This is a genomic window from Microcoleus sp. MON2_D5 (assembly GCF_036701905.1).
Lineage (GTDB): Bacteria > Cyanobacteriota > Cyanobacteriia > Cyanobacteriales > Microcoleaceae > Microcoleus.
Genome location: NZ_JAUBRM010000076.1, coordinates 16,808 through 30,770, shown reverse-complemented (window position 1 = coordinate 30,770; position 13,963 = coordinate 16,808). Strand labels below are relative to the sequence as shown.

11 protein-coding genes are annotated in these 13,963 nt (G+C 44.0%); 6 read left to right on the top strand and 5 right to left on the bottom strand.

Annotated features, from left to right (window positions below; genetic code table 11):
• Window positions 1-112 precede the first annotated feature (112 nt).
• Genes QUA47_RS23575 through QUA47_RS23555 form a run of 5 tightly spaced genes read left to right on the top strand, consistent with a single transcriptional unit; the run spans window position 113 to window position 7,758 of the window.
• Window positions 113-493, top strand: a complete 381-nt coding sequence (locus QUA47_RS23575) for a hypothetical protein (RefSeq protein ID WP_333432537.1) — start codon at window positions 113-115, stop codon at window positions 491-493.
• Window positions 493-3,039 carry a protein DpdF gene (gene dpdF / locus QUA47_RS23570; RefSeq protein ID WP_333432536.1) on the top strand — a complete coding sequence of 849 codons (2,547 nt, stop codon included), beginning with the start codon at window positions 493-495 and terminating at the stop codon, window positions 3,037-3,039. Before QUA47_RS23575 ends, dpdF begins: the two co-directional genes overlap by 1 nt.
• On the top strand, window positions 3,036-3,959 hold the full coding sequence (gene dpdG / locus QUA47_RS23565; protein ID WP_333432535.1) for a protein DpdG: 924 nt from the start codon (window positions 3,036-3,038) through the stop codon (window positions 3,957-3,959). Before dpdF ends, dpdG begins: the two co-directional genes overlap by 4 nt.
• Window positions 3,956-7,045: a protein DpdH gene (dpdH, locus tag QUA47_RS23560; RefSeq protein ID WP_333432534.1), complete on the top strand. Its 3,090-nt coding sequence runs from the start codon at window positions 3,956-3,958 to the stop codon at window positions 7,043-7,045. Before dpdG ends, dpdH begins: the two co-directional genes overlap by 4 nt.
• A gap of 5 nt (window positions 7,046-7,050) precedes the next feature.
• Window positions 7,051-7,758 carry a hypothetical protein gene (locus tag QUA47_RS23555; protein WP_333432533.1) on the top strand — a complete coding sequence of 236 codons (708 nt, stop codon included), beginning with the start codon at window positions 7,051-7,053 and terminating at the stop codon, window positions 7,756-7,758.
• On the opposite strand, the gene QUA47_RS23550 is transcribed toward QUA47_RS23555, so the two are convergent.
• From QUA47_RS23550 to QUA47_RS23540, 3 genes are all read right to left on the bottom strand, one after another.
• Window positions 7,738-7,884 (bottom strand): hypothetical protein, encoded by a 147-nt coding sequence (locus QUA47_RS23550; RefSeq protein ID WP_333402012.1) that lies wholly within the window; start codon window positions 7,882-7,884, stop codon window positions 7,738-7,740. The two genes, QUA47_RS23555 and QUA47_RS23550, sit on opposite strands and share 21 nt — an antisense overlap.
• Window positions 7,881-8,717 carry an SAM-dependent methyltransferase gene (locus QUA47_RS23545; protein WP_333432532.1) on the bottom strand — a complete coding sequence of 279 codons (837 nt, stop codon included), beginning with the start codon at window positions 8,715-8,717 and terminating at the stop codon, window positions 7,881-7,883. The genes QUA47_RS23550 and QUA47_RS23545 overlap by 4 nt, the downstream gene beginning before the upstream one ends.
• 143 nt (window positions 8,718-8,860) lie before the next feature.
• Window positions 8,861-10,426, bottom strand: a complete 1,566-nt coding sequence (locus tag QUA47_RS23540; RefSeq protein WP_333432531.1) for an ABC transporter permease subunit — start codon at window positions 10,424-10,426, stop codon at window positions 8,861-8,863.
• Window positions 10,427-10,686: 260 nt separating this feature from the next.
• Here QUA47_RS23540 and QUA47_RS23535 point away from each other — a divergent pair, with 260 nt between their 5' ends.
• Window positions 10,687-11,259, top strand: a complete 573-nt coding sequence (locus QUA47_RS23535) for a Uma2 family endonuclease (RefSeq protein ID WP_333432530.1) — start codon at window positions 10,687-10,689, stop codon at window positions 11,257-11,259.
• A gap of 172 nt (window positions 11,260-11,431) precedes the next feature.
• On the opposite strand, the gene QUA47_RS23530 is transcribed toward QUA47_RS23535, so the two are convergent.
• On the bottom strand, window positions 11,432-12,508 hold the full coding sequence (locus tag QUA47_RS23530) for a branched-chain amino acid ABC transporter permease (RefSeq protein ID WP_333219772.1): 1,077 nt from the start codon (window positions 12,506-12,508) through the stop codon (window positions 11,432-11,434).
• Window positions 12,509-12,675: 167 nt separating this feature from the next.
• On the bottom strand, window positions 12,676-13,956 hold the full coding sequence (locus tag QUA47_RS23525; RefSeq protein ID WP_333432529.1) for a branched-chain amino acid ABC transporter substrate-binding protein: 1,281 nt from the start codon (window positions 13,954-13,956) through the stop codon (window positions 12,676-12,678).
• Window positions 13,957-13,963: the final 7 nt, after the last annotated feature.

Below are 13,963 nucleotides of genomic sequence, written 5' to 3'. Positions count from 1 at the left end.
CCCCTTTCATTTATTATCAAAGTTTCCTATTTTACCATAGAAATTCATATTTACATCTCAAATGGAATTGCTATATAAAGGTAAAAGCAGTCATCCATGCCGAGATTACAACTTGGCGAAAAGTCGATTGCCGATTCTGAATGAGTTTATTGATGCTAGTAATTGGCAAGAATTTTGTCATCAGGCGCGTCGGACTTCTGAAACATTGTTGGGCGAGCGCACTTCTTTCATCGAACTCTGCGAACAACAGGCTGAAATTGCCGAACAGAAACTAGGAAAAAGACTTGCTCAACTGCACCTGCGTCTTAACCGCTTAGCTCAAAGCCAACAAACTTCGCATTCATTATTAGCGCAAGAAGTCAACACAGAAACTGCTTTAACTCAAGCTATTTTAGAAGGAATTCGCCATCCCAGAATCAAGCTTGATTCTGTAGGATTCATCATTGTTTCTGGGCGAGTTCCCGTTCAATTTCTGGAAGAGGGGGATGAGTGATGGCTGATTCATTCCAAGAGTTCAGAGACATTCTACAAACAGGTAATCTCCCTGCTGATACAAGTCAGTTTTCAGAAGCTTGTCAAAGGCGTTTGCTTGAGGCTTTGGCTGCTGTGGGAACTCCTGACGCGCCAAAAAAAGGAGATATTGCTGCTTTAGTGCGTCACCTACTGCGGCGGGAAGATGAGCTACAGGGCGGAATGCCCCAAACCATAAAAGTACCTCGGACTTCTTCTTTCCCGAATCGCGAAATTTGGCGGCAAAGCGGTATCAATATTTTGGGTGAAGGTTCCGATTACTATTTAATTAGCGCTGATCCTTGGCAACCAAATTGGCTGGATTTTTCCGAACAATATCATCCAGACAACCCCGTATTTAAAGAGGAAACTCGCCGAGAATACGTAGATGTAGCGGGAGATCCGTTTCTGGAATTGGTGGATTGGAAGAAATATCGGAGTGTAGGGCAACGCGAAGCAATTCGTGCTGTTTTGACTGCTCCTGAGAGTGCGACACTTGTGATTAATCTGCCTACGGGTTCGGGAAAAAGTCTCTGCGCTCAATTGCCAGCGCTTTTGCGATCGCAAAATGCTGGTGTTAGTGTCATTGTTGTGCCAACTACAGCACTAGCCCTTGACCAGGAACGAGCTTTAAAACCTTTTGTGAACCATGCGACTGCTTATTATGGCGATGAGTCTGGGGAAGGACAACAGAGACGGAAGGAAATTTGCGATCGCATTCGCGACGGCACTCAGCGAATCGTTTTCACCTCACCCGAAAGCTTGATGAGTTCCCTTGCACCTGCTATTTACGAAGCCGCACAATCAGAAATGTTGAAGTATTTCGTAATAGATGAAGCTCATATCGTCGAGCAGTGGGGCGATGAATTTCGCCCAGAATTCCAAGAACTTCCCGGCTTGCGAAGAGACTTGTTGCGTTTAACTTCTTTTACGACTTTATTGCTGACTGCAACCTTAACAGAATCCTGTTTAGATACCCTAGAAACTTTATTCGGCAAACCCGGCCCGTTTCAAGTGATATCTGCCGTGCAGTTGCGACCAGAACCCTCTTACTGGTTTGCTTTGTGTGAAAGTGAAGAAATCAGAAAAGAGCGACTAATTGAAGCTGTTTATCATCTCCCTCGCCCTCTGATTGTTTACGCCACAAAACGCCAAGATGTGAGGCGATGGAAACAGGATTTGTTGCGTGCTGGATTCAAGCGGTGTGCCATTATGACGGGAGAATCGAGCTCGCTAGAACGCTCTCAACTGATTGAAGACTTCCGCGAGAGACGAGTTGATATAGTCGTTGCTACTTCGGCTTTCGGATTGGGCGTGGATCAGTCCGATGTTCGAGCCGTAATTCATGCCTGCATCCCAGAAACTATCGATCGTTTCTATCAAGAAGTCGGTCGAGGAGGTCGAGATGGCAAGGCAGCAATCTCGCTCACATTGCATACCACTGAAGACCTAGAAATTGCCAAGTATCTTAATAAAAATTCTGCAATTACTATCGAACGGGGTTTAGAGCGGTGGGACAGTATGTTTTTCAAGAAAACAATTCTTCCCGATCGTCGGTTTCGCGTTCCCGTCAATATTCCTCCATCTTTACAACTAGCAGATATTGATATGAAAAGCAAAAAGAATCAGGAGTGGAACATCTGCACTTTAACGCTGATGAGTCAGGCTGGTTTAATCGAAATGGATGCGGATGAACCGCCGCTAAGAAAAAATTTTGAATCGAACGACGCTTATCAAAAAGATTGGAAACTGTACCGAGAATCCCGCTTTATTCGTATTCGAGATGAATCGCATCTGAATGCCCAAACGTGGGAACATAAAGTAGAACCAATTCGCAAACAACGCCAAAACAGGAGCTATAAAAACTTGGAATTGATGCGCGAGGCTTTACGACCAAAACGTTGTATTTCGGAAATCTTAGCTGAAGCTTACACAATACCCACCCGTGCAATACCAGAACCGAGAAAGCAGGTGATAGTTTCTCGTGCTTGCGGCGGATGTCCGATTTGCAGAAAAAATAGGGACTCGCTATTTGCAGGAATTATGCCCGCGCCGATATCTGTATGGCAAAACCCTAAACTTTTTGTAGGTAAAGAACTAGAACGATTGCTAGCAGGAGATAAATTAATGCTGATTTTCTATGAATCTATGGAGGAGAAAAGTTGGAAACGTAAAAGCCCTCAAGTTTTTCAATGGTTGAGGGAGCAAGGAATTAGGAATTTAGTTGTTAGTCGCGAATTTTATAGTACATTGATTAAAGAACCAAATCTAATCCCAGATGCTTTTCTATTTTTGTTTGAAAAATACCAACCCATTCTGATGCCGCGCATTCCCACCCTAATCTTTCATCCACCAGGAAAGGCTATCCCTCACAACTATCTGTCACTCAACAGAACTTCTCAAGCTCCGCTGATTATCGTGCTTCCTGTCGATACACCCGATCCGAGCCGCGATGACCGCAAGCTGATTGATATTTTTTCTGGGAAATCTTTTATGTTTGACCACTTTTGCAGGGAGGTTAGTTTATGAGCGTATTAAAAACTGCTTTGGCTGCTCCTAGCCGAATGCGAGGCATATTTAGATATTTGCTTCAAGCCCCCAAACAGTGTGAAAAAAGGGGAAAACTCACTAGCCTGCTTTCTCCCGATAAATTGTCAGAAGGGAGAAACAAAGGTGCGGAACATCCGATGTTTGATGCTGCACTGCGAGAAAGTATCAAGTGCGGTTTATTAATCGAAGAAAACGAGGAGATTGCTATAAATTTTAATCTTCCAGAAGCATCTAGACATCCTCAAACTGGCGATAAGTTGTTACCGGATACGCTGGTACAGCTATTTTTCGCTTCTGATAACGAAGATGAAGAAGATTTAGGTCGCTTAATAGCATGGTATTTAGCACAGGATATTTATGATGCTCCCGATACATGGGAAAAAGTAGAAAAGCTTGTCGCAGAGCAGGGAGTTGCTGAGTCTTTAGATTTGAAAATATCCAGCGATAGTCTGTTCGGTCAACTCGCGGACTGGATGTGTTATTTAGGGTTTGCTTGGGGTCATGCTTTAGAGTTAAACAAAAAACTTGTTGTTGCTGAGCCAACTGCTTCAAACAAAAGACTTGTTGTGGCTGAGCCAACTGCTTATCTCAGACGAAATTTAAAGGATTTATTTCAAGGAGAAGCAAAAGCTAAACTTTCAATTCGAGATTTTCTCGATCGCCTAGCTAAAAAATGTCCTCTGTTTGAAACTGGAAAATTTCGAGAACAGGTAGAAGAAAAAATTGGTGATCGCTTACCAAATCACTTATCAACTAGCACGGCTTTTGCTTTATTTCGCCTTCAGGATGATGGTTGCGTCAAGCTTGTAAAAGAGTCTGATGCCGATTTATTCATCTTTCCCGGGGTAGGAAATGAAGAAGGATTTTCTCATATTATTTTGACAGGAGTAGAACTATGACATTTACAAAATTTGTTTGCTGGGATGTCGATCGCGTTCGCCGCGTGATGATGGGTGTGGAGGCTACCCAAACTCCAGATAGTATATTTCTGGCAACTCACCATCCAATTGCCATGTACCGCCAGGAACTGATCGAAGCACCTTCGCGAGTTACCTACAGCGAGTCAGAATTTCTGAAAGACTTTCTCGCTGAACAAGATTTCGCTTTCGTGCCAGTGTTAGGAAGTTCCGGGACGGGAAAATCTCACCTGATTCGCTGGCTAGCTGCGAATATTGCATCGACCCAGAAGCGCCGAGTTTTGCTGATTCCTAGAATTGGCACGAATCTCAAAGATATTATCAGTTTAATATTAGAAGGGATGGAAGGAGCAAGTTTTGATGAATACCGGCAGCGTTTAAATCGAGCCACTAGCAGCTTGACAGAAGCCCAAGCGCGGGAACAACTTCTGAATCAGCTTGCGGCTGCTGTTGGCCCAAATGGTCGGGGCGATCGGGTTAAACTTTCGGAAGTGGAAGAATACCTTGTTGACGCTATTGACTCTTTTTTGTACGATCCATTTTTTCGGCAATACTGGCTAGAACAGGGTGGTATCATCCATCAATTAGTTATTCATACTCTTGGAAACCAAGATAAGGTCGAAATCGTTAACGAACGGCTACAGTTCTCATTAAAGGACTTGCCCCTTGATATTCGATACCTTCAAAAAGCTGGGGAAAGAGCTAGAGATTTTTATAGAGAACTATACAGCAATGACGAAATTCAAAAAGCCGCCGTAGATTGGTTAAACAGCCATCTCCCTCAAGCGATCGCGCAGGTATTAAGCCTTGGTCGTGAAGATTTGCAAAGATTAATGCGCGAAGTTCGTGAAACTCTAGCAGAGCAAGGAATAGAGTTAGTTTTGCTGATTGAAGATTTTGTCAAATTTCAAGGCATCGATCGCGAAGTTTTAGAAGCAGTTTTAGCGCCGCCGCAACAACCCAGAGGCAAACCTTTGTGCGCGATGCGAACGGCGCTAGCTTGTACTACGGGCTATTTTGATGGTCTGAGGTTAGATACTGTAAAACAGCGGATTACTTTTAGCGTTAATCTTGACCTTGGCACAGTTGGCGAACAATCTTTAGTGAATTATGCAGATATCAAACAATTTGTGGGTCGATATCTCAACGCCGTGCGTTTGGAGGATAAAACAATTCAAAATTGGTGGGCTGACTCTCGCAATCGCGAAGGTTCGGATCGAGAATCTCTACCTAGTGCTTGCAATGAATGCGAACACAAACTAGCTTGTCATGCAGGTTTTGGAGAAGCGGATGGTTTTGGTTTATATCCCTTCACGCCTGAAGCCTTAGAGCAGATGCTTTCCAGAGTCAACCCGGAAACTTTTAAACCTCGGATTTTGATTAAAGATGTTCTTAAGTGGACGCTAGAAAATTCTATTTCCGATCTTCAGCATGGAGATTTTCCTGCTATTTCTCTGCGGGAACATTTTGGCAAGATGCGACTGAGTGCAATGGTTCAGGCAGATATTAAAGCCAAAGACCAACAAAATTACGATCGCCGCCAAACTCTCCTCGATTGGTGGACTGATAGTAACGAGCTTTATGATTTGCATCCAGAAATTCACTCTGCATTTGATATTCCGGCGCTGGGAGTGAATGTGCAGCCGACCAAAGTTTCACCATCTGTTTCGCAGGCTAAAGAGTCTAGAAAATCGGTTAATAATTATCAAGTTGAGGCGCACTCTCAAACTGAAAAAGTTCCTGAAAAGCTGACGAATCAACTGCAAATTCTCGATCGCTGGAATAACCAAGAAATTTTTCCGCAAGATATCGGTGGAGAACTGCGACCGTTGATTTATTCAGCTATCGGCTATCGGATAGAATGGGATGCGGAAATGCTACTTAAGGGGAGTTTTGCTGGTAGTGGGACGACATATTTTAAAAGCAGGAATATTACTTTTTTTAGTCCAAAAGTGACGAGGGAGACGATTTCTGGAGTTAAATTATCTCTTCCTCTTACTCCTGACGATCCTGATGAGTTTCGAGAAAGCGCGATCGCCTTCCAAGCCATTTTACAATACAATCATTACAAGCATTGGAAGTTCCCCGATGGCGATCGCTACTTCCGCACCTACGCCAAACAACTGGAAAAATGGAGTCAATATGTCCTAGAGCAAATTCGCCTGTATCCCCGCGAGTCTGGGGAACCCTGGAACCCTGTCCCTGCGGCAGTTGAACTACTGGCGATCGCAGCAACAATGGCCGGACATCCTACAGATTCGATTGAACATTTGATTAATAGTTTGTTTCTCGATTTAGAAGCAAAAGATTTAGAAAATCGTTCAGCTACTTGGAAAAAGCTATTTACTAGCTTACAAAAACACCGCGAGGCTTTACTAGAAATTGTTACCAGTCGCACAGCTTGCACAAAAGGTAGCTCTCCGAGATTTCAAATTATTGATACTGTTCAAATTTTGGAACCTTTGAAACAGGTTAGCAAATCTTGGCAACCTCAATGTGAAATTCCGGCTGATGTTCGAGAGAGGTTTCCCGAAATTGATAAAGCGCGTCAAGCTGCGGACGAATTGCTAGAAAAAGCAATTCAAGAAGAGTGCGATCGTCAACTTGGTGTTTACAATTCTCTAGTAGCTGAATTAGGGGAAGACATCAAGAAAAAAGATGTTACCGATTTAGTAAAGCGGGCGATCGATAGCTCGCAAGAAGCTGGTGTATTTCGAGGAGGCAGAAAGAGTGTCGATGAGCTAAAATCTGTGTTGGAACAGTTTAATAGTGTTAAGCTTTCTAGCTATTTGGGAACAATGAAGCGCGTGCAAGCTGAGAAAGATAACCCAGATAGTAAACCGAGCAAGCTGCTTAAAGATGTCAGTGAAAATCATCAAAAAGCAATGATTGAGGGTTCGGAATTTCTGGGAAACACTAACAATTTTCTTGATAATTCTCTAATCGAGGTTAATAACCGAATTGAGGAATTAGAAGTGTCTGGTGGTGCAACAGTAGAATCTTGCCATAGAGCTATTGAAGATGGATTGGCTAAACTGCGAAATCTAATTACTGAAATTAAAGGATAGATAATATGCTTCTCGAAAAATCCACTCAACTGATTGAGTTATCTCAAAATAAAATTAATCTTCAGAGGTATGCAACCAATCTTGAAGGCTTTCAATCTCGACAACAACAAATCGAGAAAGCTGTCGCTGGAACTCTACCTCTCGTTCAATCTTTGAGAGCTTTTCATCAAAAAGGAATTACCAATTTTCATTTAACTCAAAATGCTGAGATTCTGCTGACATTTATTGCTAATGTTGAGGCAGAATTTAAAAAAAATCCTGAATGGATTATACCAAATGAAAATTTTAACAAAAAGAATTTCACTTCTAGGATAGAGCAATTACAAAATTCTCTGAAAGAGCAATTGAATCAATCTTGGCTGGTCTACCGAAGTCAAAAAATGCCCAGCACTAATAATGAAATCCTGAATTTATTGGATAAAGTTTCGGCATTTAAGCCAACTGTTCAAAGCATTAGAAATTTAGATAGGAAAATTCAGGAATCAAACTCAATTCCCAAAAGCAGTGAGGATTTTGAAAGAGTCGATCGGCTAATTGAGCAATTAAAGCAGTGCTGGGAGGGCTTAAATTCTGATGAGGTTCCTGAAGCAGTGCTTCGTTTTGTGAAAGAGGCTGCTAATGAGGGTGCTACCCGGGGACTTTTAACGCCAGAGGTAGAAGATTGGTTGACTAAACACCGTCTGATTGATTCTTTACGAATTCGCTTGACCTAATAAATGGTTTGCGATTGTCCAAGAAATCACTGACGCACCCTCCTGCATTTTATAGCGTACAGACAAAGTGCGATCGTCTTTGCTGTGGTAAGGTGCGTCAGCAGCAAATTGTTTGAGTTTAGTCAAATCTCTTGGCTGACGCCCCCTACTACATTTTCTAACGTACAGACAAAATAGAACTTAAAAAGATTAGATTCTAGCGAACGGCGAGGGCGATATTGTGCGTGTAAATCGGCCGTCGAAAAGTTTTCAATAACTTTGAGATTGAGTTCGTCAGCCAAAGTGGCAATGTTTTCAAACCCAGTAATCCACGGTGCATACATACTTTCGTATTTATCTATGTAATCATTGATATCTTGGTAGCCCGTCGTTCTCAAAATCACCTTCTCCGACATATAATCAAAGGACACTCGAAAATTATCAACATTGTCGCGAATTTGTTCTAACACAAATATTACCTCTTTTTTGGCAAGCAAGGTTGTGTTGCCTTCCCACAAAAAATAGGTCGGTCGAGTGAAATCAAAATCACTCTGTTTCAGCAAGGAGATTAAACCGTCTTTTACGTAATCGCCGGGAAGGTAGCGAACATTAGCAGTAACTTTGTAAGCTTTGAGAGTTTCTTCTTTTAATTGAAAAGTCGCGCGGTCGTCTATTTCAAAATAAATCACTCCTTCTCCATTAATTCTAGCAGCGCGAGTATCCAAACCAGAACCTAAAATAACTACTTGCTTGCAACCTCCTAAAATTTGATTTGACAAAACATCATCAAAATATTTAGTTCGCAACTTAACCATTTCTTTAGCGGCGGGAGAGTTTTGAGCTATTTGGCTAGCTACTTTTTTTGTTTCCTCATTCAGCCAAATTTTTACTACATTATCAGTGTAGAGAGGAAGTGCCTCTTCATTCTCTTCGGCTCTAAATTCCGCAACGATAAAAGCAGTACCAGTTACATTTTTCATGGCTAATCTTTCACCCTTACTAAGTAGTTGGTTACAAATAAACATTAGATGGGGACGGGGTGTTTACACCCCTAAACTCCCTTGCATCCTAGATTCTTAGCTAAACCCGCCTACAAAATACTATGGTTTTTGCCCTTACCTACTTATTGACTTCTCGCATCTGCTAAAGACTCATTGCTCGCTTCACCATCAGAATGCAGTTCAGCTTGGTGTATTTTATCAGGAATCAGTCCCTCCGGCCGCACGAGCATCATGACAACAAGAGTGAGGCCGAATAGAAATAAGCGCATTTGAATCGGGTCTAAACTGGTTGCCAGAAAGTCCGCTAACTGGGGAATTGCAATCCTGGGGAGTACAAAAGTATTCAGAAAACCCTTGAGGACTTGCGCTAATTGTGGCAGATAAAGTCGATCGGCAGACATGATAATGATAGCCCCCAAAATCACCCCGGTCATGTTGCCCAAACCGCCTAAAATCACCATACACAGGATGATTACCGACACCGAGAAATCGAAAACGCTGGGAAAAATCGCGCTGATATAGGCGGCGTAAAACGCCCCTGCAAAGCCCGAAAACGTCGCTCCCATCGCAAAAGCCGAAAGTTTGGTTTTGACCAGGTTAATGCCCATCGCACTTGCCGCTAATTCATCTTCGCGCATGGCATTCCAGGCCCTGCCCAAGCGGGAATCTCGCAGCCGCGAAATCATGAAGTAAGCAAAGACAACTAGCAACAAAATTAGGTAGTACCAGGGAAAGTAGTTGCCAGTGCTAAAAGTGCCGACAATGGGGAGAGATGGACGCCCGATCGGGTTTATTCCGGCTTCGCCGCCGGTGAGGTTAAAAGGTCGATCGCACCCAACCAGACACAGCACCAACTCGGGTTTGCCCAACAGGGAAGCAACAATCTTCGACACTGGTTCGTCAATCCGAATCGCCGTTAAATTCCTAAACACAACCGGGATAATTTCGCCAAAACCGAGGGTAACAATCGCCAAATAATCGCCCTTGAGCCGCAGTGTCGGAATACCCAGGATTACGCCCGCGATCGCAGCTACACCGGCCGCGATCGGCAATACCACCCAAAAATTCCAAGCAATATTTAACTGCCCAGAAGATAGCAAAGCCGTCGTGTAAGCGCCGATCGCAAAAAACGCCGCATATCCCAAATCCAACAAACCCGCAAAACCCACAGTAATATTCAAACCCAGCGCCAACATAATAAAGATTTGAATCTGTACTACAGTAGCAATCCACCCAGTCTGAGCCTGAATATCGATAAACGGAAACAGAATTAGAATAAAAGCTAATGTCACCAGAGTTGCCAGCCGCTGGCGTTCTCCCTGCAAACCCTGCAAAGCACCCATTAACGTAGCTGTCAAAATTGCGAGCGTCAAACTGCAGATCCCGTACAGCAGCGTCGTCGGCAAAGCCACAGCAGATTGACCAGACAAAGGTCTAATCAAAACCCCTTCTAACACACTCGCAACTAACAGCCAAACTCCCAATCCCAATCCCGCTAAACTGCCGATCGCAGCACCCATTTTCGGGCTGTAAACCTTCTGCTCCCGACAGCTAATAAAGCCCGCCGCCGTACCCATCAGCCAGCCGATCACGGTGCCGCTCCAACCGCCGAATAACAAAACAGTCAAAGAGGCGATCGCCCCTAAAATACCGCTCGATTTGATCGCATTAATTATTTTTTTTGACATAGTAATAAATTATTAGTCATTAGTTATTAGTCAGCCGTCAGTAGTTAGATGCAAGAATGCTAGGAGTCGCAGTTATAGAGGCGACTGAGGCTGGCAGTGCCAACTTCTGCCTCCAGCAACTCCATCGACGGCTCTGGAAACTGCTGAGCGAGCTAGCTACAGTTTAGAGTCTTTTGAGAGCGATTGTTTCACCACAGCGATCGAAACTTCAAATATACTGGAACTGTTACCGCAACACACTTCAAACGGGCGATCGCTATATGGTACAAGCACCTCAAAAAACTATCACCCTCGACGAGTTTTTGCAACTCCCAGAAACCCAACCCGCTAGCGAATACATCAAAGGTGCGATTTTACAAAAACCTATGCCGCAAGGAAAACACAGCACTATTCAGGGAGAACTCATCACGAGGGTTAATGCAGCGGGCAAACCTCAGCGGATTGCTTGGGCATTTCCAGAACTTCGCTGCACTTTTGGCGGACGTTCCATTGTTCCGGATGTCGCTATTTTTGTTTGGAATCGTATTCCCCTAGACGCTGACGGCGAAATTGCCAATACATTTAATGCTCACCCAGACTGGACAATAGAAATTTTGTCCCTAGCCCAAAGCCAAACCAAAGTCACAAACAATATTTTGCACTGTTTGAACGCCGGTTGTCAGATGGGTTGGTTGCTCGATCCCGATGAAAAAAACATTTTAGCCTATCCCGCAAGGCAGCAGCCGATTTCATTGCAAGAACCAACAGATATACTTCCGATGCCCCAATTTATGCCGGAAATGCAGTTAACTTTAGGCGAAGTTTTTGGCTGGCTCAAACCAGGGAATCTTTAAAACGTAAAACTAAAACGTAAAACGCGATCGCGCTCTCTCATACCCGACTTCTGTCTCTTCATCAAAGAAGCTCACACAAATTTATAAAATGTTTGTAGTGAGGGCTTTAGTCCTCAAAATTTTATGAGAACTAAAGTCCTCACTACAACCCAATCTCAAACATACTGCAACTTCAAACCTTTTCCTGAACATTCTCGCCCAACAAGCCGCCTGGCCGAAAAGCCAAAATCACCACCAAAACCCCAAACACCCAAGCATTAGTCCAGCGGCTTGACAAATACTGATCGCTCAAAGACGAAAGCAACCCTATCAAAACCCCTCCTAACATCGCCCCGACAATATTGCCAATTCCCCCCAAAACCGCCGCCGTAAAAGCCCTCAAACCCGCCGTAAACCCCATCGTAAAAACAATAGTATTGTTGTACAGACCAACCAGAATCCCAGCCGAACCCGCCAAAGCTCCCCCAATCAAAAAAGTCAGAGCAATAATCTGATCCACATTAATGCCCATAATTTTAGCGGCATCGCGGCTTTGAGCAGTTGCCCGCATCGCCTTTCCCAGACGAGTGTACTGCACAAACACATGAAGCAAAACCATCAATACAACCGCCACCACCAACACAATTAAATCTTTCGTAGTAAATACAATACTCGTTTGAATTCCCAAAGCTTTGAAAATATCAACTCGCGGTAACAAATCGGGAAAACTTTTCGGTGCAGCAGAATTAGAACCCATCACCGGAATAAAAGCTTTCAATCCTCCCCAAAACAAACCCATATTTTGGAAAATAAAAGAAACTCCAATCGCTGAAATTAAAGGAGCCAAACGCGGAGCATTTCGCAAGGGCCGATAAGCGTACTTTTCCACAACAATATTCAGCCCAGCACAAAACACCGAACATACAATTAAAGCGACTAACATTACCGGTATAGCAATACCTAAAGGTGCGCCATCTTGCATCCCAAAAGCCCCGAACACGGTTAGGGAAGCAAAAGCCCCCAACATATATAAATCGCCGTGAGCAAAATTGATTAACTCAATAATGCCATAAACCATCGTGTAACCCAAAGCAATAATTGCAATTAGCGCGCCGTTGACAAGACCCACTAATAATTGTTGGATAAAAACTTCAGGACTGCTGACTATTTGTCCAACTATTTTTGGCAAATCAAATCCTGCGATCGGGCCTAATAGCAAAACTATATAAACTACACCTAGATATAAGAGAATACTTTTCCAGTTCTTCATGTTTTTGAGTAATTGGGAATTGGTAATTGGGAATTAGGAAGGCGAAATAGGGAAGGGGAAATTGGGAATTTGGAATTGGGAAATTAAAAAATTGAATTATTTTTCTCCCTTCTTGCCTCTTCCTTCTTCCTTCTTCCTTCTTCCTCTTCCCTCTTCCTTCTGATTAATTATTCGGTCTTGAGCGCATTCACGAACTCCCACTTGCCACCTTTAACAACATTTCCTGACATTGTAGTCAAGCTCGTGTCGCCGTTGGTGTCAAAACTCCAAGTGCCGAGTACCCCGTTAAAATCTTTAGTTGCCAAGACAGCTTCGCGGATAGCAGCGCGGTCATTTTTGCAAACTTTATTAATTGCGCCGATCGCAACTTTAGCAGCTTCATAGGCATATGCTGCATAAGCTTCCGGTTCAGCATTATATTTTGCCTTGTAACTTTCGTACCATTTCGCACCCACACCAGTCAATTCTTGAGGAGGCAAGCCGCCAAAAGTAGCATAAACTCCTTGGGCATCTTTGCCTGCCGCGTCAATTAAAGCTTGATCTTTAATGCCGTCGGGCCCCATGAACTTAACTGCCTCAGGCGTCATTCCGACATTTCTCATGTCTTTAATTATTTGTCCGGTATTGCTCTGAGTAGTGCCACCGAAGTAAATCATGTCGGGATTTAAAGCTTTGATCTTATTCATTAACGCCTTGTAGTCGCTAGCTCTAATATCAATTCCCTCTCTTCCGAGGACTTGAATTTCCAACTTTTTAGCAGTTGCTTCAAAAACATCAGCGATGCCTTTGCCGTAGAGTTCTTGGTCGTCGAGAATGTAGACTTTTTGCACGCCTAAAGATTTCGCCCAGTTGGCAGCTACAGCCCCTTGAAGGTCGTCAGCGGGGACAACGCGGGTGAAATTACGAGTGCCTGCGGGATAATAAACGTTGGGTTCTTTGGCTTCGCCTTTTCCTGGTTTAGTCAGTCCCGGATAAGTGTTTGCCGGACTGATCATGACGATGTTAGCTTGGTTGAGCACGGGAATGGAAAGTTTGGCGGCACCGGAGTTATAGTGACCGATGACGGCAACTACCGAACTGTCAGCGACGGCTTTGTTGGAGTTCGACGTTACTTGGGCCGGGTCCCATTTGCCGGCGGCGGCGGTGGCGTCATCGTAAACTTCGTATTGGATTTGGATTTTGCCGTCGCAAGCTTTCGAGTCGGTTTCGGCGAGTGCTTGTTGGATGCCGTTGACCATTGTTTGAGATTGACCCAAGGCGCTGCCTGTCATCGGCAGCATGGAGACAATTTTGACAGTATTTGGGTCTCCGGGGCTGCTGACTGCGACGGGAGTGGCTGCAGGACTGGTTCCGGGGCTGGCTCCGGGTGTGGTGGCGGTTGGTGCTGGAGGATTTTGACAGCTAGCGCACAGAGAGGCTATTCCGGCGACAAAAAGTAATTTCCGCAATCCTGCG